The sequence below is a fragment of the Microbacterium sp. NPDC028030 genome, assembly GCF_040637855.1.
Taxonomy (GTDB): Bacteria; Actinomycetota; Actinomycetes; order Actinomycetales; family Microbacteriaceae; genus Microbacterium.
Genome location: NZ_JBEZXF010000003.1, coordinates 123,187 through 146,039, shown reverse-complemented (window position 1 = coordinate 146,039; position 22,853 = coordinate 123,187). Strand labels below are relative to the sequence as shown.

Genomic DNA, 22,853 nt, shown 5'->3' with positions numbered 1-22,853 from the left:
GCCCGCACAGGGGCGCGAACACCATCGGAGGGGTCATGGCATTCAGCGGGCGATCGCGCGAGAACACACGCGGTGCGGGGGTTGCGGCCGCAGTGATGGCGGTCGTGTTGATGGCGCTCTCTGCGTGCGCCGCAGAACCGGAGGCCGGGCCGAGTGCGACCCCCACCACCACGTCTCCCTCGCCGACGCCGGAACCCTACGCGGGCCCGCTGACGTTCGCGGGTGACGACCTCGACGCGTTCGCACTGACCCCGGACGAGGTCGCCGGCCTGCTTCCCGGCGCCGCTCCGGCGGGCGCGGTGACCGATGAGCTGCTGCAGTACTCGGACGGCGGTGGACCGGACTTCGATCCGGCCGTCTGCGTGCTGCTCCTCAGTGAGATGTCGATGCGCAGCGTCGCAGCGCGCACCGTGCCGTGGGAAGACCCGGAGGACTCCGGCAACAGCGGGCGACAGCAGATCCTGCAGTTCGCCTCGGAGGAGCAGGCATCGACGCGGATGGACCAGCTCACGTCGACGATCGAGCAGTGCGCACAGTTCGACGCCCAGGGGCCTGGCACGTTCGAGACCGCGGTGGCACCGGAACTCGAGGGTGTGCGCGCCTTCGCCGGCACCCTCACCCTCGACAGCTCCGGGAACCGGTGGCGCGTGCACCACGGGTTCGCGTCCGTCGGCAACGTGCTCGTGGAGCTGTGGCAGCCCGCGCTCGACGGCTCGGAGTTCGATGCGGAGCGCGCCGCTCTACTGCTGCGCGACCGCGCGGTCGAGGCGAAGGCGGCGCTGATCGCCGACCTGACGGAGAACCCGCCCGCGACGGAGACGCCGACGCCGGCCGATCCCGCCGCGCCATGGAGCGAGTGGCAGATGTCGGGCACCGGCGTGGGGCCGCTCATGTTCGGCGCCGCGCGGGAGTCGGCGCTCGCGGCCGTCCCCGGTGCGACCGTGCAGGAGGTCGAGTGGACGGAGTCCTTCGCGCGGCTCTGGAGCGGCGACGGCGACGAAGCGCTCGTGCTGCACTTCACGGACGACGGAGCGACGCTGATCGCCGTGACCGCGGGCATCGCGAACATGGAGGGCGATGTCGAGCCGGACGGCGCGGCACTCCCGGCCGCGGGCGCTGTGCGCATCGGCGCGTCTCTCTCCGACGCTGCCGCGGCGTTCCCCGGGGGCACGTTCATCCGCGTCGTCTCGTCGGGCGAGCACTTCTACCAGTGGGCGTCGCGGGATGGCGGAGTGATCCGGTTCCGTGCCGACCGGGACTACGCGGATCCGGCGGCCGTCATCACGGGAGTGACGGCCGAGGATGCGACGTTCGCACCGCCACTCGGCGTGGGGTAGGCGACGCGGCGAGGAGTCGACCGCCGTCGTGCTGTATTCCTGACCGATCGTTCGGTTAGTATGGCCGGGCGAGACGTCGGCGTCTCGTAGCGGAGCGCCACGAGGAGGTCGGCGATGACGGACATGACGAGGGAAGCGTCGGGGGACGGGCGGGCGAGCCGCGCCATGATGGAGCGCGATCGCGCAGCGGCGATGCTCGGTCTCGTCGTCGAGCGGGATGCGCCAGGGCACGCGGTGGTGTCGATGCGGGTCAGGGAGGACATGACCAACGGCTTCCACATCACCCACGGCGGTCTCGTGTTCGCGCTCGCGGACACGGCCTTCGCGATCGCGTGCAATGAGGACGATCGCGTCACGGTGGCGGCTGGAGCCGACATCTCGTTCCTGAAGCCGACCGTCGTCGGCCAGACGCTGACGGCCACGGCGATGCGGCGTTCGCGCACGGGTCGCTCCGGCATCTACGACGTCACGGTGGTGGACGAGCTCGGCGATCCGGTCGCCGAATTCCGCGGACGCTCGCGCACCACCAGCCGCACTCTCTGACCGCCCACCGATCTGACGGAGTATCACGTGTCGACGACGACCGCATCCTCTTCCGGCATCCGCCCTCCCTCCCCGGACGATCTGGACCCCGAAGAACGCATGAGCCGTGACGAGATCGCGGCGCTCCAGCTCGAACGACTCCAGTGGACGGTGCGCCACGCCTATGCGGACGTGCCGTTGTACACCGCGAAGTTCGACGAGGCGGGAGTGCACCCCGACGACATCCGCACCCTCGAGGATGTGCGGCGGCTCCCGTTCACGACCAAGGAGGATCTGCGGTCGACGTATCCGTTCGGCATGTTCGCGGTGCCGATGGACGAGGTCGCCCGCATCCATGCGTCGAGCGGGACGACCGGGCGTCCGACCGTCGTCGGATACACCAAGGGCGACCTCGACCGGTGGGGCTCGCTCGTCGCCCGTTCGCTGCGCGCCAGCGGCATCCGGCGCGGGATGAAGGTGCACAACGCCTACGGCTACGGGCTGTTCACCGGCGGGCTCGGAGCTCATGCGGGGATCGAAGCCCTCGGCGCCACCGTGATCCCGATGTCGGGCGGGCAGACCGCGAGGCAGGTGCAGCTCATCCGCGACTTCGCGCCGGAGGCGATCCTGTGCACCCCGAGCTACCTGCTCACGATCGCGGATGCGATGGCCGCACAGGGCATCGATCCGCGCTCCACCTCGCTGCAGGTGGCGTGCTCGGCGCCGAACCCTGGTCGAACGAGATGCGGCAGGAGCTCGAGAAGCGCCTCGGCGTCGACGCGCTCGACATCTACGGCCTCAGCGAGGTGATGGGACCAGGAGTGGGCAACGAATGCCTCGAGACCAAGGACGGTCCTCATCTGTGGGAGGACCACTTCCTCCCGGAGGTCATCGACTCCGAGACGGGAGCGGCACTGCCGGACGGCGAACTCGGGGAACTCGTGTTCACGTCGCTGACCAAAGAGGCGTTCCCCGTCATCCGCTACCGCACCCGCGACCTCACCCGCCTCCTGCCGGGCACCGCGCGGCCGGGGATGCGGCGCATGGAGAAGATCACCGGCCGCAATGACGACATGATCATCCTGCGCGGCGTGAACCTGTTCCCGACTCAGATCGAGGAGCTCGTCCTCGGCATCGAGCAGCTGACTCCGCACTTCATCCTCGAACTGTCCAAGGACGGGCGGATGGACGCGATGACCGTGCGCATCGAGCGTCACCCCGACCTGTCGGTCGAGACCTGTGCGAGTGCCGCCGAGGTGCTGGCGCAGCGGATCAAGGTGTTCATCGGGACCACGGTCGCCGTCCGGTTGGAAGAACCCGGCGCGCTCCCGCGCAGCGAGGGGAAGTACCAGCGCGTCTACGATCTGCGGTGATCGCGGGCGGAGACGACGGAGGTCTCACCGCCGTGGTTCCCCGGGCGGAGACGATCGAGTGCGAGACTGGATGGCGATGACGCAGACGCAGACGCAGACGACGCGACGAGGCCGCCCGGGGTACGACCAGCAGGGCATCCTCGCCGTCGCCGTCGCCGCGTTCAACGAGCACGGGTACGACGCCACGTCGATCGGGATGCTGGCCGAGCGGCTCGGGCTCTCCAAGTCGGCCATCTATCATCACTTCGCTTCGAAGGACGAGATGCTCGACCTCGCCCTCGATGCCGCGCTGAGCGGACTCGAGGCCGTGGTGGAGGATCCGTTTCCGGACGCGGACTCCGCACCCGGGACCGACGCCGTGATGCGCCTGGAGCACGTGCTGCGTGGTGCGGTGCACGTGCTGGTCGACCAGCTCCCGGCCGTGACTCTGCTCCTGCGCGTTCGCGGCAACACCGAGGTGGAGCGCCGCGCGCTCACCAGGCGCCGCGCGTTCGACCGCAGGATAACGGCGCTGGTGACCGAGGCCCAGGCCGAGGGCTCGCTGCGCGCCGACATCGATGCCAGCGTCGTCGCGCGCCTGTCGTTCGGGATGATCAACTCGATCGTCGAGTGGTATCGCCCCGGCGGGCGCGAGGGTGCCGATCGTCTCGCAGACGACGTCGTCGCGATCGCCCTGGACGGCCTGCGTCGTCGCGAGAGCGCCTCGACGGACTGACCGAGACGCCCTCGTCCGCACGTCTACGCCGCCGACTGCTCCTTCGCGACCAGCGTCAGCACGTCATACGTGGCCACGATCTCGTCCCTCTGGTTCTTCAGCACCGCGTCCCAGCGCACCTCCCCGTACTCGTCGGTCTCCCGCGGGGTGATCTGCTTCGCCGTGAGCTCGACGCGGATCTGGTCTCCGGGGGACACCGGCGTCACGAATCGCAGGTTCTCCAGGCCGGAGTTCGCGAGCACGGGGCCGGGCGCCGGGTCGACGAAGAGGCCGGCCGCCCACGACACGAGCAGGTATCCGTGCGCGACGCGGCCGGGGAAGAACGGGTTGGCGGCCGCCGAGGCCTCGTCCATGTGCGCGTAGAAGGTGTCGCCCGTGAACGCCGCGAACGTCTCGATGTCTTCGAGCGTGACCGTGCGCGAGCCGCTCGCGACCTGATCGCCGATGTGCAGCTCGGCCAGCGACTTGCGGAAGGGATGCACGCCGTCGGTCTCCGCGAACGGACGTGCGTCTGCGCCCTGATGCCACACGCCGGTCAGAGCCGTCATCATCGCGGGAGAGCCCTGCACGGCGGTGCGCTGCATGTGGTGCAGCACGGCCCGGATGCCGCCGAGCTCCTCGCCTCCGCCCGCGCGACCCGGCCCCCCGTGCACGAGGTTCGGGAGGGGTGAGCCGTGGCCCGTCGAGCTTCGCGCGTCGTCGCGGTCGAGGAAGAGCACACGACCGTTGTACGCAGCCATCCCGCTGGTGAGCGCGACCGCGACCTCGGGGTCGTGCGTCGCCACGCTCGTGACCAGCGATCCGCCGCCGCGGGCGACCAGGGCACTCGCCTCGTCGAGCGTGCGATAGCCGACGATGCTCGAGACCGGACCGAACGCCTCGATCTCGTTGACGGCCGGGCTCTCGGGGTCGGCGAAGCGCAGCAGCATCGGTGAGAGGAACGCGCCCTCGGGTGCGGGGCCTTCCTCGCCGTCACGGTGGCGCACCTCGGGTGCCTCGGTCGACCCGATCACGAGTTCGCCGCCGCCGTCCTGCAGCCGCGAGACCTGGCGCAGCACCTCGTCGCGCTGCGCGGTCGAGGCGAGCGGTCCCATGGTCACGCCCTCGGCCCGCGGGTCTCCGAGCACGACACGCTCGGAGAGGCGAGCCTGCACCGCGGCGATCACGTCGTCGACCACGGAGGTCGGCACGATCGCGCGTCGGATCGCCGTGCACTTCTGCCCGGCCTTGGACGTCATCTCGGCGACCAGCTGCTTCACATAGGCGTCGAACTCCGGCGTGCCGGCGACCGCGTCGGTTCCCAGGATCGACGCGTTGATGGAGTCGGTCTCGCTCGTGAAGCGCACGCCGCCGGTCTGCACGGCGTCGTGCGAGCGCAGGCGCTCCGCCGTCGAGGCAGACCCGGTGAAGGCCACCAGGTCGCCCAGTCGCAGTTCCTCGAAGAGCCCGGGGACGCTGCCGGAGACGAGCTGCAGCGAGCCGTCGGGCAGCAGTCCTGACTCGACCATGATGCGCACCATCGCCTCGGCGAGATACCCGGTCGGGGTCGCGGGCTTCACGACGGTGGGCACGCCGGCGAGGAACGCCGGAGCGAACTTCTCCAGCGAGCCCCACACCGGGAAGTTGAAGGCGTTGATCTGCACCGCGACGCCGGGCAGGCGCGTGTAGATGTGGCGGCCGAGGAACGACCCGTCCCTGGAGAGGTTCTCGACGGCGCCGTCGACGTACACCTTCGCGTTCGGCAGCTCGCGTCGACCCTTGCTCGAGTATGCGAACAGGACGCCGATGCCGCCGTCGATGTCGACCCAGGAGTCCTGCGTCGTGGCGCCCGTGCGGCTCGACACCTCGTACAGCTCCGCCTTGCGCTCGGTGAGGGCCAGAGCCAGCTGCTTCAACCGCACGGCGCGCTGATGGAAGGTGAGCTCGCCGAGCGAGGCCTGTCCGGCCTGGCGCGCGTGGGCGAGAACCGCGCCGAGGTCGATGCCCTCGGTCGACACGCGTGCGACCACCTCGCCGGTCGACGCGTCGCGCACCTCGGTCGCGTCGGCATCGGCGTCGGGCCTCCACCACGCGTCCTGCACGTAGCTGGGCAGGATCTCGGTCATGTGTGTTCCCTTCATGAGGCGTCCCATTCGTAGAAGCCGCGGCCCGTCTTCCGCCCGAGGTGGCCCTCGGCGACCAGGCGACGCAGCAGGGCCGGGGGTTCGAAGCGCTCGCCGAGGTGCGCTGCGAGGTACTCGGCGATGCCGAGGCGCACATCGAGCCCCACGATGTCGGTGAGGCGGAGCGGCCCGACCGGGTGCTTGTAGCCCAGCGTCATGGCCGCGTCGATGTCTTCGGCGGAGGCGATGCCCTCCTCGAGCATGCGGATGGCCTCGAGCCCGATCGCGACCCCGAGCCGCGACGAGGCGAAGCCGGGAGCATCCGCCACCACGATGGGCGTCTTGCCGAGCGCCTGCACCCACCCGCGCACCGACTCGACGAGTGGGGGAGCGGTCGCCGCCCCGCGCACGATCTCGACGAGGGTGGACGCCGGCACGGGGTTGAAGAAGTGCATCCCCACGAAGCGCGACGGCCGCTCCAGCACCGCGGCGAGCTCATCGATCGAGATGGACGAGGTGTTCGAGGCGAGGACGGCGTCGGGTCCGAGCTGCGCCTCCACGCGGGTGAGCGCCTCGGTCTTGAGCGCGATGTCCTCGGGGACGGCTTCGACGACGAGGTCGCACGGCGCGAGCTGCGCCGCATCCGTGCCGGTGTCGAAGCGGGCGAGATAGGCGTCGATCGGCTCGTTCGCCGTGCCGCGGAGGATCGAGGCGTCGAGGGACTCGCGCACCCGCGCGGCGGCGGTATCGGCGGCATCGGCGTCGCGCTCGACCACGCTGACGCGGGATCCTGCCAGCAGGAACGCATGGGCGATGCCGGTCCCCATGCGTCCGCCGCCGAGCACCCCGACGCGTGCGGGGGCGGGGGGACTGGTCGCGGTCATCGGTCTCTCCGTTCCAGGAAATCGGTCATCCGCCGGAACTTCTCCGGGCTCTCGAAGAGCACGGCCTGTGCCTCCAGATCGGCGGCCGGGTGGTGGTCGCGCGGGGCGCGGAAGACCCGCTTGGTGGCGATGGTCGCGGCGGGGTCGTTGCGGGCGATCCGGGCGGCGATGCCCTCGGCCGCACTGAGGAGGTCGCCGCTGTCGTGGATCGCCGAGACGAGACCGATCCGCAGGGCCTCCTCCGCCCGGACCGTGCGTCCGGTGAGGAGCAGCTCGATCGCCCTGGCATCGCCGACGATCTCCTTCAGGCGCCAGCTCGCACCCGCGGCGGCGATGATCCCGAGGCCCGTCTCCGGGTTGCCGATCGCGAGCGTGGGTGTCGCGATGCGGATGTCTGCGGCGTAGGCGAGTTCGGCGCCCCCTCCGAGTGCATAGCCGTCGATCGCGGCGATCACGGGCATCGGCAGTTCGGAGAGTCGCACGAAGGCGTTCGTGTTGATGCCGCGCAGCGCATCGGATGCTCGTCGTTCCCGGAGCTCGGCGATGTCGGCCCCGGCGGCGAACACCCCGTCCGCGCCGGTGAGGATCAGCGTCTTCGGGGCTTCCTCGAGTTCGGCGCACAGGGTGTGGAGCGCGTCGATGGTCGCCTGATCGATCGCGTTGCGCCTGTGCGGCCGATTGAGCGTGGCGATCACATGGTGGGCGTGCCGCTCGACGAGCAGGGGAGCATCGGCATCCGGTTGCGCGTGCATCACACCCGCTCCAGGATCATGGCTGCCCCCTGGCCGACACCCACGCACATCGTGGCGAGTCCGTGACGGGAGCCCTCGCGGTCCATGCGGCCGAGCAGAGTGATGATGAGCCGGGATCCGGACGAACCGAGCGGATGCCCGAGCGCGATCGCCCCGCCGTCGGCATTGACGCGCTCGTCGTCGAGGCCGAGCCGCCGGATGCAGGCGATCGACTGCGTAGCGAAGGCCTCGTTGAGCTCGACCGAACCCAGGTCGTCGACCGAGAGTCCGGAGCGGCGGAGGGCCTTCTGCGTGGCGGGGACGGGACCGAGGCCCATGACCTCCGGTGCGAGACCCACGCTGGTGCCGACGACGATGCGCGCGCGGGGCACGAGGCCGTGGCGCTCGACCGCCGCGGCACTCGCCACCACGATCGCCGAGGCGCCGTCGTTGAGTGCGCTCGAGTTGCCGGCGGTCACGACCCGACCACCGGCCACCACGGGTCGCAGACGCGCGAGCGCCGCGGGCGTCGTCTCGGGGCGCGGGCCTTCGTCGACCCGCACCTCGTCGGCACCGACCGGCACGCCGACGATCTCGGCGTCGAAGCGTCCGGCTGCGACCGCCGCCGCCGCGCGCTGTTGCGACCGGAGAGCGAAGGCATCGGCCTCCTCGCGGGTGATGCCGTCGATCCTGGCGACCTCTTCCGCCGTCTCGGGCATCGAGAAGGTCGCCTTGTCGCGCGCGACGAGACGAGGGTTCGGGAAGCGCCATCCGATCGACGTGTCGAACGCCGCGCCGGGCTTCGCCCAGGCCTTCTCGGGTTTGGCCTGCACCCAGGGTGCACGGGTCATGGACTCGACGCCCCCGGCGACGATGAGGTCGGCATCGCCTGCGCGGATCGCCTGCGCCGCCATGGCCACGGCCGACATCCCCGAGGCGCACAACCGGTTCACCGTGATGCCGGGGACGCTGTCGGGGAGTCCGGCGAGCAGCACGGCCATCCTGGCGACGTTGCGGTTGTCCTCGCCGGCCTGGTTCGCGGCCCCGAGGATCACCTCGTCGATCTCGGCGTCTCCCGCATCGATGCCCGCCCGTCGTACGGCCTCGGCGACGACGACCGCCGCGAGGTCGTCGGGGCGGATGGACGCGAGGGCGCCCCCGTAGCGCCCGACCGGGGTGCGCGCTCCTCCGACGAGGTATGCCTCGGTCATGCGGATCTCCTGACTGCGTCGTCTCGGTGGGGGCCCGTCCGGCGTCCGTCCGACCCCGATTTACTGACCGATCGTATAGTAATCATCCTACGGTCGCAGACGACGCTGCGATGCGGCATCCGCGTCACACCTTGACGAAGGCGCGCAGCGGATGCTCGATGAGCTCGGTCACGCGCCGGAGGAATCCGGCCGCGTACCCGCCGTCGCACACCCGGTGGTCGAACGCGAGCGACAGCTGGGCGATGCGCCGCGGGACGATCGCGCCGTCGACGACCCACGGCCGCTCGATGATCCGGCCGATGCCGAGGATCGCGACGTCGGGATGATTGATGATCGCGGCCGACCCGTCGACACCCAGGCCGCCGTAGTTGTTGAGGGTGAACGTCGATCCCCGCAGTCGCTCCGGGGGCATCGTGCCCGCCCTCGCGGTCGCGGTGACCTCCCGCAGTGAGGCGTCGAGCTGCTCGATGCTCAAGGTGTGCGCGTGGGGGATGACGGGAACCAGCAATCCGCGCTCGGTGTCGGCGGCGATGCCCAGGTTCACCCCGTCGAAGGAGATCAGCTCGTCGCCGGTCTCGCTGAGGCGAGAGGCGAGCACGGGGTACTCGGCGAGGGCGAGCAGGACGAACCGCGCGAGGAGAGCCGTCACGGACGGGGCCTTTCCTCCCTGCGGGGCCATCTGCGCGCGCAGCTCCCAGAGCGCTGTGGCGTCGACGTCGACCCAGACCGTCGCCTCCGGGATCTCGGAGCGGCTGCGGGAGAGCTTCGCGCTCACGGCGCGTCGCAGCGGGGACAGGCGTTCCCGGGAGGTCACCGCGAGTCCGTCGATGTTCTCCCTCGAGCCGGTCGCCGTGCCGGTGCCCGCGGCCGCGGAGCCGTCGACCAGCTGGTGCGCGGCGACGCCGTCGACCGCGTTCTCCACTGCGGCGCGCAGCACGTCGGCGCGCGTGATCGCTCCGTCGGCACCGGTCGCGCTGATCGAATGGACGTCGAGTCCCAGATCCCGAGCGAGGCGCCGCACGAGCGGAGAACGCACGGCGACCGGGCGCCGATCGGGAGTCACGGCCGGAGTCGTATCCGTGGGCGCGACATCCGCGGGGGCAGGGGCTGCAACGGTCGTGCGTGCAGCGGGGGAAGACGCCGAGGGTGCGGAGGCTGCGGGCAGGCGGCGACGCCCCTTCGTGGTGCGAGCGGTGGTGCCGTAGCCGATCAGCACGTTGCCGGAGCCCGCGCGCTCCTCCTGGCGGTAGGCCTCGTGCTCGATGCCGTCGGGCGTCCCTGCATCGGTGATCGCGGCGTCCGGATCCGGCATGACCGCAGCGGCTTCGTCGTCCGGGATGTCGGAGGCGTCGGGATCGGCGACTTCGAGTACGGGCGCTCCGACGTCGATCGTGTCGCCGGCTGCGCCGTGCAGGGCGGTGACGACGCCGGCGAAGGGCGATGGCAGCTCCACGACGCTCTTCGCGGTCTCGACCTCGGCGATGGGCTGGTCGGTGGTGATGGTGTCCCCGACGGCGACGAGCCACTGCACGAGTCCTGCCTCGGTCAGTCCCTCGCCGAGATCGGGGAGCCGGAACACCTGCGTGCGGGTGCGTGGTTTCAGCGGAGTGCTCATGCGTCCTCATCCCAGTGCAGCGTGTCGATCGCGTCGAGCACCCGGTCGACGTCCGGCAGGTACCAGTGCTCGAACTTCGGAGGGGCGTAGGGCGTGTCGAAGCCGGTGACTTTGCGTACGGGCGCGGCGAGGTACTCGAAACAGCGCTCGAAGACGCGGGCCTGGATCTCGGATGCGACGCTCACGTAGCCGGGTGCTTCGGCGATCACGACAGCGCGGCCGGTCGACTTCACCGCCGCCGTCACGGTCGCGTCGTCGAACGGCGAGAGCGAGCGCACGTCGACGACCTGCACGCTGCGCCCCTCTGCGGCGGCGACCTCCGCGACCTCGAGAGCGAGAGGCACGGAGGCGCCATAGGCGAGGAGGGTCACGTCGGTTCCGTGCCGTGCGACGCGTGCCGTGCCGAGGTCGGCGGTGATCGACGTGTCGACCTCGCCCTTCGTCCAATACAGCTTCTTCGGCTCGAGGAAGATCACGGGGTCGGGAGAGGCGATCGCCGCACGCAGCAGGGAGTACGCATCCTGCGGGGTGGACGGGCTGATCACCGTCAGACCGGGGGTGTGCGCGTAATAAGCCTCGGAGGAGTCGCAGTGATGCTCGACTCCGCCGATGCCGCCGCCGAAGGGTATGCGGATCACCAGCGGCATGCGCATGCCCCCGCGGGTCCGGTTGCCGAGTTTGGCCACGTGGCTGACGACCTGCTCGAAGGCGGGCAGGGCGAAAGCGTCGAACTGCATCTCGATCACTGGCCGCATGCCGTTCATGGCCATGCCGGCGGCGGTGCCGACGATGCCGGACTCCGCGAGAGGGGTGTCGAAGCAGCGTTCCTCGCCGAAGCGCGCGGTGAGGCCGTCGGTGATGCGGAACACTCCGCCGAGCGCTCCGACGTCCTCGCCGAAGACGATCACATCCGGGTCCGACTCGATCGCGTCGGCGAGCGCGCGGTTCAGCGCTCCGGCCATGGTCATGGTCGTCACGGTGCCGGCGTGATCTTCGCCGCCGCCATCGGTGCCGGCGTCGTGCGCGGTACGGGCGTCGTCCTGTGCGATCGTCATCGGTGTCCTCCGTTCGGCGCCGTCGCCGCGTCGGCGAGTCGTGACCGTTCGATCTCGTCGCGCAGCAGGTGCCACTGCTCCTCGAGCTGGGGTGAGCGGTGCGTCGTCACGAATCGGAACAGGTCTTCGGGGTCGAGGTCGGCGTCGGTGTTGAGCGCGGTACGCATCGCGGCGGCGATCTCCTCCGCGCCGGTCGCGAAGCGCTCTTCGGCCTCTGCATCGAGGGCTCCCGTCGACGAGAGATACGCGCGCAGGCGCCGCAGCGGATCGCGGGCGATCCACGCCTGCACCTCATCGCGCTCGCGGTAGCGGGTGTCGTCGTCGGCATTCGTGTGCGCCTGCATCCGGTACGTGTGCGCTTCGACGAGAGACGGGCCGCCGCCGGTGCGGGCGCGCTCGACCGCCCCGCTGAGCACGGCGAGCACGGCGGCCACGTCATTGCCGTCGACGCGCTCGCCCGGCATCCCGTAACCGATCGCCTTGTGGGCGAGCGACGGGGCGGCGCTCTGGCGGGACAGCGGCACGGAGATCGCGAACTCGTTGTTCTGCACGAAGAACACGACGGGGACGTGGAAGACGGCGGCGAAGTTCAACGCTTCGTGGAAGTCGCCTTCGCTGGTGGCGCCGTCGCCGCAGAGCGCGAGCACGACGGTGTCTTCGCCGCGGTGCTTCGCCGCCTGCGCGAAACCGACCGCGTGCAGCAGCTGAGTGGCGAGCGGGGTCGCCTGCGGAGCGACCCGGTGCGCGCGGACGTCGTACCCCGAGTGCCAGTCGCCCTTGAGAAGCACCATCGCGTCGGCGGGCTCGACTCCGCGTGCGATCACGGCGACCGAGTCGCGGTATGTCGGGAAGAGCCAGTCGCCCGCGCCCAGGACCATCGCGGCCCCGACCTGGCATGCTTCCTGCCCGTGCGATGAGGGGTAGACAGCCAGTCGGCCCTGGCGGACGAGTGCGCCGGCCTGATCGTTGATCCGCCTGCCCTCGACGAGACCGCGATAGGCAGCCAGGAGGGTGTCGGCGTCGGGAAGCGCGAATCGGTCATCAGCGACCGTCGCCCCGTTCTCGTCGATCAGTTGCACCGCGGTGTCTCGCGGAAGCATGTCGGTGTGCTGCATTCGTTCGCCCTCCTTGCCGAACTCGATGCAGGAAGCATGCCCGGGTGCACGACAGTCATCCAAGATCAATTGCTGAATCGTGGATGAAAGGGTGAGGATTGAGGCATTCTTGATCGAAGTGTCAGAAATTCTTCCCCGACAGAGAGGTCGCCATGGTCGCCATCGATGAGACGGATCGTGCGATTCTCGAGGAGCTGCGTCGCGACGCCCGTTCGTCGATGACGGCGATCGCCGATGCCGTGCACATCTCGCGGGCCGGTGCACATGCGCGCATCAAGCGCCTCACCGACGCCGGCGTGATCACGGGGTACACGGTCAGGACCGATCCCGTGCTGCTCGGACATCACGCGAGCGCGTACGTCACCCTCGCCATCGAGCAGGCGACGTGGCAGGAGGTGAGCGCGCGACTGCGGGCGATCCCCGAGATCGAGCACATGGCGCTCGTCGGCGGAGACTTCGACGTGATCCTGCTGGTGCGCGCCAACGACGCGCGGGATCTGCGGCGCATCGTGCTGGAGGACATCCAGGCGATCCCGTCGATCCGTTCGACGCGGACGACCCTGATCTTCGAGGACTACGCGAAGGGCTGACCGGGCCGCAGGGCCCGCAGGCCGGGGCATCCTTCGCACTCGGACATCTGCGGCGCACTCCGCGACAAGTGCGGCGGCGATCGGGGTCCGAGAATGAGAGGACGACCAGCTTCTGCACCGTCGCTGGCCCGCGCCACGCTCGAAGGAGAGTCCCAGATGTCCGATTCCGCCGCTTCTGCAGCCGCCGCGCTGCTCGACCGCATCCAGGCCCCGGAAGGCGCGGGCCGGGACATTCCGGATGCGGCGACACGAGAGGTCATCGGCCGTGCGCCCGTGGCCGCTGTCGAGGACCTCGACGATGCGATCGCCCGCGCGAAGGCCGCACAGCCGGCCTGGGAAGCGCTCGGTCACGAGAAGCGGAGCGCGTTGCTCCTCGCCGCCGCCGACGCCATCGACGCGAACGCCGAGGGCCTCGCGCACCTGCTCTCGCGCGAGCAGGGGAAGCCGCTGAACGGTCCGAACGCCCGCTTCGAGCTCGGGGCCTGCTCCGCGTGGCTGCGCACCAACGCCACGACCGTGCTCGAGCCGCAGGTGCTGGTCGACGACGAGACGCTGCACGCGGAACTCGTGTACAAGGCCGCGGGCGTCGTCGGAGCGATCGGCCCGTGGAACTGGCCGCTCATGATCAGCATCTGGCAGATCGGGCCCTCCCTGCGCATGGGCAACACCGTCGTCGCGAAGCCGAGCGAATACACGCCGCTGAGCGTGCTCGCGATGATCGCCGTGATGAACGAGGTCCTGCCGCCCGACGTGCTGATCGGCGTCTCCGGCGACCGTGAGGTGGGCGCCCGACTGGCATCGCACCCCGACATCGACAAGATCATGTTCACGGGCTCGACGGCGACGGGACGCCGCATCATCGAGAGCTCTGCGGGCAATCTCGCCCGGCTGACGCTCGAGCTCGGCGGCAACGACGCCGGCATCGTGCTTCCCGGCACCGACCCCTCCGCGATCGCGGAGGACCTCTTCTGGGGCGCGTTCATCAACACCGGCCAGACCTGCGCGGCGATGAAGCGGCTGTACGTGCACGACTCGGTGTACGACGAGGTCGTCGATGCTCTGGCTGCGATCGCCGCGTCTGTGCCGATGGGCAACGGCCTCGACGAGGACAACGTCCTGGGCCCGCTGCAGAACCGCGCGCAGTTCGACATCGTCAGCCGCCTGGTCGACGAGGCGAAGGCTCGTGGTGCACGCGTCGTCACGGGTGGTGAGTCCGCGCCCGAACTCGGTGAGCTCTTCTACCGCCCGACCATCGTCGCCGACATCGACAACGACGCGGCGCTGGTCCAGGAGGAGCAGTTCGGACCCGCGCTGCCGGTGATCCGGTACAGCGACGTCGACGAGGCCTTCGACTGGGCCAACGGGCTCGACGTCGGTCTCGGCGCCTCGGTGTGGTCGAGCGACCCCGAGGCGGCGCGCGACGCCGCCGCGCGGATGCAGTCGGGAACGGTATGGATCAACTCGCACGGCGGACTGCACCCGATGGTGCCGTTCGGCGGGGTGAAGAGTTCGGGCTACGGGCTGGAGTTCGGGGTCGAAGGGCTCAAGTCCGTCGCGGTGTCCCAGGTCGTCTCGGGCCCCGGCCGGAAGGGTTGACCCGTGCGCTCTGCCATCGTCGTCGGAGCGGGAACCTCGGGAGCGATCGTCGCGCGGCGGCTGGCCGACGCCGGGGTCGCGGTGACCCTCATCGAAGCCGGCGGTCATGACACGAACCCCGCGATCCATGACCCCTCACGCGCGGGCGAGCTCTGGCACTCCGCGGAGGACTGGGATTACTTCACCGTTCCGCAGAAGCACGCGGGCGACCGTCGTCTGCACCTGCCCCGAGGGAAGGTCACCGGCGGGTCGCACGCGCTGAACGCCATGATCTGGGTGCGCGGTGCGGCATCCGACTACGACGCCTGGGAGCGCGACGGGGCGCCGGGCTGGGGCTGGGCCGATGTCGAGCCCGTGTACGACGCGATCGAGAACGATCTGCTCCCGGTGACCGACGACTACGCTCTGTCGCCCATCCAGGCATCCATCATCGACGCCGCCGTGCAGGAGGGCCTGCCGCACAACCCGGACTACAACGCGGGCAGCCTCGACGGCGTCTCGCAGGAGCAGGTGACCATGCGCGACGGCCGACGGGTCAACACCTGGACCGCGTATGCGAAGCCGGTCGCGGAGGCGCTGACGATCGTCACCGGACGCGAGGTGCACTCGGTCATCGTCCGCGACGGTGCGGCGGTCGGTGTGCGGTTGGGGGAGGGGAGCACGGCGGAGGAGGTTTTCGCCGATGAGGTGATCCTCTCGGCCGGTGCCATCGGCTCGCCGGTGATCCTCCTCCGCTCCGGCATCGGGCCCGCAGCCGACCTCGACGCCCTCGGGATCCCGGTGGTGCACGATTCCCCCGGAGTCGGGCAGAACCTGCACGACCACCTCCTGTCTCCGGTGATCTTCGCCACGCGGCGCCCGGTCGGACCCCCGCAGCCGGGGGTCTCGGTGACGCAGACGCACCTCTTCTGGCGCAGTCGCGACGACCTCTCCGAACCCGACACGCAGCCGATCCACTTCTCCGTGCCCATGTGGGGCGAGCTGGAACCGCGCGGCGACGACGGGTTCACGCTCATGGCCGGTCTCGTCACACCGCACAGCCGCGGCACGCTCCGGCTCACCGGGCCGGGACTCACAGACCTTCCCGACATCGATCTGGCAGCTCTCGAAGACGACCGCGACGTGGCTTCGCTCGCCGCATCGGTTCGGCAGTGCCGCCGAATCGGTGCGCGTCCCGCCCTCGCCGAGGAATGGGGCGCCGTCGAGGTCTACCCCGGTCCAGAGGTGTCGGATGCCGGGGTCGAGGACTGGGTTCGACGCACGGCCATCACCTACCACCACCAGGTCGGCACCTGCCGGATGGGGACGGACGCCGGGGCCGTGGTCGATCCCGAGCTGCGCGTCAACGGGGTGAGGAACCTCCGTGTGATCGATGCCTCGATCATGCCGACCGTGCCCACCGGCAACACCAACGCGCCGGCCGCGATGATCGGCGAACGCGGCGCGCGGTTCGTGCTCGAGAGCTGAGGGCGCAGGCGAGATGCGATCAGCGGTGCGGCGAGGCGGCAGGACGACGGAGCGTCGACAGCAGGGCGTCCAGCGCGTCGTCGAGGCGTCCGTCGCCGGCCGAGTCCGGCATCAGCACCGAGATCATCTGCCAACCGGCGTTGCGGGATGCGATCTCGTTGACGGCGGTGTCGATCTGGATGTGATCGGCGAGTTCGCCGTCATCTCGCGCCTCGACCAGGCACTGCCGGAACAGATCCCGCCAGTGCAGGTTGTTGATGCGGTGGATCCTGGTGACCTCGTCGTCTTGGGACGCGTGGTCCCAGAACGCGATCACGACCTTGGCGTACAGGGGGCCGTTCGGGCTGTAGGGGAGGATCTCCCGGCACATCAGCTCCAGGGCCTCCAGGCCGCGCACGCCTTCGATGCGCGCATGGATGCGATCGTTGGCGAGCGTGTACAGCCGGAGGAAGGCTGCCGTCAGGACGCTCCGCTTGTCGGGGAAGTACCGGGCGATCGCACCGTGCGCGTACCCCGCTTCCGTGGCGATCTCACGCATCGTGAGGTTGTCGAAGCCCACCCGGATGATCACCTGGGTCGCCGCATCGGCGATGTGGGTGCGGCGCTCGTCATGGTCGACGATCTTCGGCATCGGGTCTCTCCCTCGCAGTCACGACTCTCGTGTCAACGATTGTCCATTTGCTGTTTTTAGTCACCAACCGGTGACTAATGTAACGCGATCGTAATCAATGCTGCACTAGGCACGAGTACGATCTTTAAAATCACCAGCCGGTGACTATCTCGAAGAGGAGTTCTCATGAACGTCAAAAGACTCGCACGTCGGGCAACCGGGGTCGTCGTGACGGCGGGCGTGCTCGCACTCGCGGCCTGCACCGCGGCTCCCGGTTCGCCCTCGACCGGCGACGCCGGCGGGATGACGACGCTCAAGGTCGCGACCATCGGACTCATCTCCGACGGCGCACTGCTCGTCGGACAGGAGCAGGGCTTCTTCGAAGACGAGGGGATCGTCCTCGAGACGTCTGTGGTCGCGAACCCGCCCGCGGGCCTCGCCGCGGCGCAGAGCGGCCAGGTCGACGTCGCCTATGCCCCGAGCATTCCCCTCCTCAACGCGCTCTCGAGCGGCGTCCCCCTCACGGTCATCGCACCGGCCGACGGGTACGTCGACGGCGCCGCCGATGCCGAGGACCCTGCCGCGGTCGATGACACCGGGCTCTACGCATCCGCCGCCAGCGGCATCACCTCGGTCTCCGACCTGGAGGGCGCCACCATCGCCATCCCCGCCCGCAAGGCGCAACTGGAGGTCGTCATCTCCGACGCGCTCGACCGCGAGGGGATCGACCCGGGTTCGGTCGAGTGGGTCGTGCTCGACTTCACCTCGGCCGTGGCAGCACTCACGAGCGGGACGGTCGACGCCGCAGGCCTGGTCAGCCCGTTCACGGGCGAGGCGGACGCGGCAGGCGCCGTGTTCGTCTCTGCGCCGTCGGTCGACTTCTTCGAGGAGGGCGCGGTCGGCCTCTGGACCGCCGGAGACAGCACGATCAGCGCGAAGGGCGATGCGATCGCGGCGTTCCAGCGTGCCGTCGCCAAGAGCAACGCCTACGCGAACGAGCACCCGGAGGAGGCCATCCAGGCCGGGATCGACGCCACGGGATCCACTCTCGGCGTCGACGACGTGAAGCTGCCCTTCTGGCCGGAGGAGGTCGCCCCGGTGGATCTCGAGCGCGTCAACGACAAGCTCGTCGCCCTCGGGTTCCTCCCCACACCCGTCGACCTCGAGGGCGTCGTCCTCGCCGCCGAGTGATCGCCATGACACGGTCCACGCTTCTTCCGCCGCTCATCGGCGCCGCGGGTGTCGTGTCGGCGCTGGCGCTGTGGGAGTGGTCGGCGACGATCGGGCCGCTCGCCGCATCGCCGTTGCCCGCGGCCACCGCAGCGCTCGGCGAGGCCGTGAAACTGCTCGGCACCGCGACCACCTGGACCGCGATCGGCGACACCCTCACGATGGCGGTGATCGGACTCGTGCTCGCGGTCGTGATCGGCGTCGCGCTCGGTGTCGCGATCGGGACCTCGCCGCTCGCGATGCATGCGACCCGCGTGCCCCTGGAATTCCTCAAGCCCATCCCGCCGATCGTGATCCTGCCCGTCGTGGTGCTCGTGATGGGGCCGACACAGGGCATGGGGACCTTCCTCGTGTTCTTCGGGTGCTTCATCGCGATCGCGGTGCAGGCCTCGGCAGGAGTCTTCGACACCGACCCGGTCGCGCGGGCGACGGGTCGCTCCTACGGAATGGGGCGCACCGAGATCCTCGGACGCATCGTGCTGCCCAGTGCCCTGCCGTACATCGGCACCGCGATCCGCGTCGCGGCACCCACCTCGCTCGTCGTCGCGGTGGTCGCCGGGCTCCTCGGTGGCGGACCGGGGCTCGGACAGAGCCTCCTGCTGTCGCAGATCTCGGGCAACCAGGCCCAGCTCTTCGCGTACGTCCTCATCCTCGGCACGCTCGGGCTGCTCGTCCAGGGACTCAGCCAGTGGGGCGAGCGGCGACTGCTGCACTGGCATCCGCAATACCGGAAGCAGGTGGTTTGATGGCCCTCACCTCCTCGATCCAGACCCGCACGCGCCTCGCCCGCAGAGGAAGGCAGGGTGGGCTCCCTCGCGGTGTGCTCGTCGGCGCCGAGATCGCGGTGCCCGTGCTGCTGCTCGCGCTGTGGTGGTTCGCCTCCGCGGCCTCCACGAACGCCTTCTTCCCGCCGCTCCAGGTGATCCTGCAGCGGCTGTGGCAGCTGCTGCAGACCCCCGCCTTCCTGCTCGACATCGCGTCCTCGGTGGGAAACCTCGTCGTGTCCTTCCTCCTGGCGACCGTGATCGGCGTGCTGCTGGGGCTGGTGCTCGGCCTCATCCGTCCGCTGAGCTGGTTCGTCGAGCCGACCGTGCACTTCTTCCGGGCGATCCCTCCCGTCGCGCTCGTGCCGATCTTCGTGTCGCTGATCGGCTTCGGCACCGAGACGCGCATCCTCTCGATCACCCTCGCCGCCGTGTTCCCGATCCTGATCTCGACCATCGACGGTGTGCGCGCGGGGGAGCCGACCCTCGACATGGTGGGCCGCGTCTACCGGCTGAGCGGACCCGAACGGCTGTTCTCGGTGATGCTGCCCGCAGCGAGTCCACGCATCCTCTCCGGGATGCAGGTGAGCCTGATCACCGCGTTCGTCGTGATGATCGCGAGCGAGATGCTCGGCTCCTCGACCGGTCTCGGAGCGGCGACGCTGCTCGCCCAGCAGTCCTTCGCGATCCCGGACATGTGGGCGGGCATCCTCGTCCTCGGGATCATCGGCTACGCGGCCACAGCCGTGTTCACCCTCGTCCGGCGCCGCGTGCTGCGCTGGTACATCGCCTCCCAGCAACAGGAGAAGAACGCATGACCACCATCACCGGACACGCCCCCGTGCGCCTGAGCGTGCAGGGCCTCGCGAAGTCGTACCAGACGAAGGCGGGGCTCATCCCCGTGATCGCCGACCTCACGTTCGACGTGCACGTCGGAGAGGTCTGCTGCATCGTCGGCCCCTCCGGCATCGGCAAGACCACGCTGTTGAAGTGCCTCACCGGACTGCAGAGCACGACGGCGGGCAGCGCGGCGATCGACGGCGCCGTGATCGACGGACCACCCGAGGAGATGGCCCTGGTCTTCCAGGAGTACACGCGCTCGCTGATGCCGTGGCTCACGGTCGAGAAGAACGTACGACTGCCCCTCAAGCACCTGCGCCTGCCCGCCGCCGAGCGCGAGGAGCGGATCACCGCTGCGCTCGCCGCGGTCGGCCTCTCCGGAGCGGAGTCGAAGTTCCCGTGGCAGCTCTCCGGCGGCATGCAGCAGCGTGTCGCGATCGCCCGCGCCATCGCCTATCGGCCGGAGGTGCTGGTGATGGACGAACCCTTCGCCTCGGTCGACGCGCAGACCCGCTTCGACCTCGGAGACCTGTGCCTGCGCATCCGCGAGCAGTTCGGGATGACGATCGTGATCGTGACGCACGACATCGACGAGGCCGTGTACCTCTCCGACCGCGTCGTGGTGCTGGGGGAGCGCCCGGCGAAGGTCACCGAGATCATCGAGATCGACTTCGGCGCACCGCGCGACCAGCTCACCACCAGGGCGCTGCCGGTGTTCGCCGAGCTGCGCACCCGCATCTTCGAACTGATCAGGAAGGCGGGCTGATGTCGGGGTCGACCGGTGCCCGCGGTTACGAGCGGTTCGAGGGGCTGGCGGGGGAGTTCACCTCGGAGTCCGAGCCGTGGTGGCCCGAGCCGCGACGCGCCCGCTCCGGGGCGCCGAACGTGATCGTGATGCTCATCGACGACCTGGGGTTCAGCGATCTGGGTCCGTTCGGCAGCGAGATCGACACGCCGCACATCGACGGCCTCGCAGAGGACGGCTGGGTGTTCACCAACTATCGCACCGCGCCCATGTGCTCTCCGGCCAGGGCGGCGCTGCTCACGGGCCTCAACCCGCACCGGGCGGGCTTCGGCTTCGTCGCGCACATCGATCCCGGCTACCCCGGGTTCAGCTGCGAACTTCCCGAGGCGGCGCCCACCCTCGCCGAGTCGCTGCGGACAGGGGGCTATGCGACCTTCATGGTCGGCAAGTGGCACCTCACCCTGGAGTCGCGGCTGCACGACGGCGCCGACCGCAGCACCTGGCCCCTGCAGCGCGGATTCGACAGGTACTTCGGCAGCATGGACGGCTTCACCTCGCTGCATCACCCGCATCGGCTCGTGCAGGACAACTCCGTCGTCGACGTGCGCGAGTACCCTGACGGGTTCTTCCTGACGGACGAGCTCACCGACCGCGCGATCGGCATGATCGACGACCTCCGCGTGAACGAGCCGGACAAGCCGTTCTTCCTCTATTACGCCCACACGTCGGTGCACGGCCCGATCCAGGCGAAGGACGTCGACATCGAGAAGTACCGCGGCCGCTACGAGGCGGGGTGGAACCGGCTGCGGGAGCAGCGCTTCGCCCGACAGCAGGAGCGTGGCATCGTCCCGTCCCACGCGGAGCTACCGGGGGATGCGCTTGCCGACGGTGACGCCATCCCCGCCTGGGACGACCTCGGTGCGGAGGATCGCCGCCTGTTCGCTCGCCACATGGAGGTCTACGCGGCCGCCGTCGACGAGATCGACCAGAGCGTCGGACGCCTGCTCGACCGCCTCGACCGCAGCGGGGAGCGCGACAACACGATCGTGATCATCGCGAGTGACAACGGCGGGACGGCCGAGGGCGGCCCGACCGGGACGCGCAGCTACTTCGCGCAGTTCGGCAGCCACGGCGGCATGCCGGCCGGCTGGGTCACGGACGTGCCGCGCGACGTGGACGACATCGGCGGGCCGCGACTGTTCGGCCAGTATCCGACCGGCTGGGCGCGGGTATCGAACACGCCCTTCCGGTCGTTCAAGGCCACGACCTACGAGGGAGGGGTGCACGCGCCCCTGGTCATCTCCTGGCCGGACGCCCCGATGCCCGGCGGGCTGCGGGAGCAGTTCGTGTTCGTGTCCGACCTCGCCCCCACCGTGCTGGAGCTGTGCGGGGTGCCCGCGCTCGAGGAACGGCACGGACGGCCGGCGCTCGACATGGACGGCGGGAGCATCGTCGAGGTGCTGGCCGACGCCGCAGCAGACGGCCGCGAAGCGCAGTACTTCGAATGCGTCGGGCGACGAGCGATCGTGGACGGCCCCTGGAAGGCGCTCTCGACCGTGCCGCCGACGAGGGACGACGGCCCGGAAGGCGGGGTGTGGGAGCTGTACAACCTCGCCGCGGATCCGACCGAGACGGAGGACCTCGCGCACGCGCATCCGGAGGTGGTCACCGCGCTGGCCGCACGCTGGCACGAGGAGGCCTGGCGGAACACCGTGTTCCCCCTCGACGATCAGGGAGCGCTGTTCCGCCTGCGCCCCGACACCGAGGAGCCGCTGTCCGCTCCGGTCGACCTCGTCCCGTTCCGACCGCCGCTGGAGAGGTTCCGCTCCGCCAAGCTCACCGTGCTGCGCTCCTTCGCGATCGAGATCGACATCGAGATCGCACAGGACTCCGCGGGTGTGATCGTCGCGCACGGCGACCAGGGCGGAGGTTACCTGCTCGCGATCGACCGCGGCGCACCGCTGCTCGTCTACAACGCCTACGGGCGGATGCATCGCGACCGCGGGGACGCACTGACGGTCGGCGCGCATCGCATCGTGGTCAGCGTGGACGAGCTGCCCGATCTGCGGTGGAACCTGGCGGTCGACGTCGACGGCGTCGAAGCCGCACGGATCGACGGCGTGCCGATGCTGATCGGGATGTCGCCGTTCACCGGCATCAGCGTCGGGTACGACTTCGGTGGTCCCGTGGACTGGGAGCTGCACGCGCAGCACCGCTCGTATCCGTTCCGCGGCGGCGAGCTGCGACGCGTCCGCTACCTCCCCGGCGCGCGCTCACCGCATGATGCGACCGTGCTGCGCGCGGTGGGTCGAGCAGTGCTGGCCGTCGCCGACTGACCGGCGCCGATCGAG

General features: G+C 70.0%; 19 protein-coding genes and 1 pseudogene. 12 read left to right on the top strand and 8 right to left on the bottom strand.

The window, feature by feature from the left end; genetic code table 11:
* The first annotated feature begins 35 nt into the window (after positions 1-35).
* The 4 genes and pseudogenes from AB0E56_RS15175 (at position 36) to AB0E56_RS15160 (ending at position 3,947) form a co-directional block, all read left to right on the top strand.
* Positions 36-1,337 carry a sensor domain-containing protein gene (locus AB0E56_RS15175; protein ID WP_359800330.1) on the top strand — a complete coding sequence of 434 codons (1,302 nt, stop codon included), beginning with the start codon at positions 36-38 and terminating at the stop codon, positions 1,335-1,337.
* Between the two features lie 114 nt (positions 1,338-1,451).
* Positions 1,452-1,880 (top strand): hydroxyphenylacetyl-CoA thioesterase PaaI, encoded by a 429-nt coding sequence (paaI, locus tag AB0E56_RS15170; protein WP_359800327.1) that lies wholly within the window; start codon positions 1,452-1,454, stop codon positions 1,878-1,880.
* 99 nt (positions 1,881-1,979) lie between these two features.
* A pseudogene (gene paaK, locus AB0E56_RS15165) lies at positions 1,980-3,232 on the top strand (phenylacetate--CoA ligase PaaK).
* A 76-nt stretch (positions 3,233-3,308) separates the two neighbouring features.
* Complete coding sequence (locus AB0E56_RS15160; RefSeq protein ID WP_359800325.1) at positions 3,309-3,947, top strand: TetR/AcrR family transcriptional regulator; 639 nt, start codon at positions 3,309-3,311, stop codon at positions 3,945-3,947.
* A 23-nt stretch (positions 3,948-3,970) separates the two neighbouring features.
* Here AB0E56_RS15160 and paaZ read toward each other — a convergent pair whose 3' ends face one another.
* The 7 genes from paaZ to AB0E56_RS15125 all read right to left on the bottom strand — a co-directional run bounded on the left by paaZ (position 3,971) and on the right by AB0E56_RS15125 (position 12,660).
* Complete coding sequence (gene paaZ / locus AB0E56_RS15155; protein ID WP_359800322.1) at positions 3,971-6,052, bottom strand: phenylacetic acid degradation bifunctional protein PaaZ; 2,082 nt, start codon at positions 6,050-6,052, stop codon at positions 3,971-3,973.
* A gap of 11 nt (positions 6,053-6,063) precedes the next feature.
* Positions 6,064-6,933: a 3-hydroxyacyl-CoA dehydrogenase family protein gene (locus AB0E56_RS15150; protein WP_359800319.1), complete on the bottom strand. Its 870-nt coding sequence runs from the start codon at positions 6,931-6,933 to the stop codon at positions 6,064-6,066.
* A complete protein-coding gene (locus tag AB0E56_RS15145) occupies positions 6,930-7,685 on the bottom strand; it encodes an enoyl-CoA hydratase/isomerase family protein (protein WP_359800316.1) in 756 nt (251 codons plus the stop codon). Before AB0E56_RS15145 ends, AB0E56_RS15150 begins: the two co-directional genes overlap by 4 nt.
* A complete protein-coding gene (locus AB0E56_RS15140) occupies positions 7,685-8,875 on the bottom strand; it encodes an acetyl-CoA C-acyltransferase (protein ID WP_359800314.1) in 1,191 nt (396 codons plus the stop codon). The genes AB0E56_RS15145 and AB0E56_RS15140 overlap by 1 nt, the downstream gene beginning before the upstream one ends.
* 124 nt (positions 8,876-8,999) lie before the next feature.
* Positions 9,000-10,490 carry a dihydrolipoamide acetyltransferase family protein gene (locus AB0E56_RS15135; RefSeq protein WP_359800312.1) on the bottom strand — a complete coding sequence of 497 codons (1,491 nt, stop codon included), beginning with the start codon at positions 10,488-10,490 and terminating at the stop codon, positions 9,000-9,002.
* Positions 10,487-11,458 (bottom strand): transketolase C-terminal domain-containing protein, encoded by a 972-nt coding sequence (locus AB0E56_RS15130; RefSeq protein ID WP_359801247.1) that lies wholly within the window; start codon positions 11,456-11,458, stop codon positions 10,487-10,489. The genes AB0E56_RS15135 and AB0E56_RS15130 overlap by 4 nt, the downstream gene beginning before the upstream one ends.
* Before the next feature lie 83 nt (positions 11,459-11,541).
* Positions 11,542-12,660 carry a thiamine pyrophosphate-dependent enzyme gene (locus AB0E56_RS15125; protein ID WP_359800310.1) on the bottom strand — a complete coding sequence of 373 codons (1,119 nt, stop codon included), beginning with the start codon at positions 12,658-12,660 and terminating at the stop codon, positions 11,542-11,544.
* Between the two features lie 152 nt (positions 12,661-12,812).
* On the opposite strand from AB0E56_RS15125, the gene AB0E56_RS15120 reads away from it, so the two are divergent.
* The 3 genes from AB0E56_RS15120 (at position 12,813) to AB0E56_RS15110 (ending at position 16,313) form a co-directional block, all read left to right on the top strand.
* A complete protein-coding gene (locus AB0E56_RS15120; RefSeq protein ID WP_359800308.1) occupies positions 12,813-13,250 on the top strand; it encodes an Lrp/AsnC family transcriptional regulator in 438 nt (145 codons plus the stop codon).
* Positions 13,251-13,406: 156 nt separating this feature from the next.
* A complete protein-coding gene (locus AB0E56_RS15115; protein WP_359800306.1) occupies positions 13,407-14,846 on the top strand; it encodes an aldehyde dehydrogenase family protein in 1,440 nt (479 codons plus the stop codon).
* A gap of 3 nt (positions 14,847-14,849) precedes the next feature.
* Positions 14,850-16,313, top strand: a complete 1,464-nt coding sequence (locus AB0E56_RS15110; RefSeq protein WP_359800305.1) for a GMC family oxidoreductase — start codon at positions 14,850-14,852, stop codon at positions 16,311-16,313.
* Between the two features lie 19 nt (positions 16,314-16,332).
* Here AB0E56_RS15110 and AB0E56_RS15105 read toward each other — a convergent pair whose 3' ends face one another.
* Positions 16,333-16,944, bottom strand: a complete 612-nt coding sequence (locus AB0E56_RS15105; protein ID WP_359800303.1) for a TetR/AcrR family transcriptional regulator — start codon at positions 16,942-16,944, stop codon at positions 16,333-16,335.
* A gap of 165 nt (positions 16,945-17,109) precedes the next feature.
* Between AB0E56_RS15105 and AB0E56_RS15100 the strand changes: the two genes are divergently transcribed.
* The 5 genes from AB0E56_RS15100 to AB0E56_RS15080 are packed head-to-tail and all read left to right on the top strand — an operon-like array spanning position 17,110 to position 22,838.
* Positions 17,110-18,114: an ABC transporter substrate-binding protein gene (locus tag AB0E56_RS15100; protein ID WP_359800301.1), complete on the top strand. Its 1,005-nt coding sequence runs from the start codon at positions 17,110-17,112 to the stop codon at positions 18,112-18,114.
* A 5-nt stretch (positions 18,115-18,119) separates the two neighbouring features.
* On the top strand, positions 18,120-18,899 hold the full coding sequence (locus AB0E56_RS15095; protein WP_359800299.1) for an ABC transporter permease subunit: 780 nt from the start codon (positions 18,120-18,122) through the stop codon (positions 18,897-18,899).
* Positions 18,899-19,735 carry an ABC transporter permease gene (locus AB0E56_RS15090; RefSeq protein ID WP_359800297.1) on the top strand — a complete coding sequence of 279 codons (837 nt, stop codon included), beginning with the start codon at positions 18,899-18,901 and terminating at the stop codon, positions 19,733-19,735. Before AB0E56_RS15095 ends, AB0E56_RS15090 begins: the two co-directional genes overlap by 1 nt.
* A complete protein-coding gene (locus AB0E56_RS15085) occupies positions 19,732-20,523 on the top strand; it encodes an ABC transporter ATP-binding protein (protein WP_359800295.1) in 792 nt (263 codons plus the stop codon). Before AB0E56_RS15090 ends, AB0E56_RS15085 begins: the two co-directional genes overlap by 4 nt.
* Entirely contained in the window at positions 20,523-22,838 is a 2,316-nt protein-coding gene (locus AB0E56_RS15080; RefSeq protein WP_359800294.1) for an arylsulfatase, read from the top strand. The genes AB0E56_RS15085 and AB0E56_RS15080 overlap by 1 nt, the downstream gene beginning before the upstream one ends.
* The last annotated feature ends 15 nt before the right edge of the window (positions 22,839-22,853 follow it).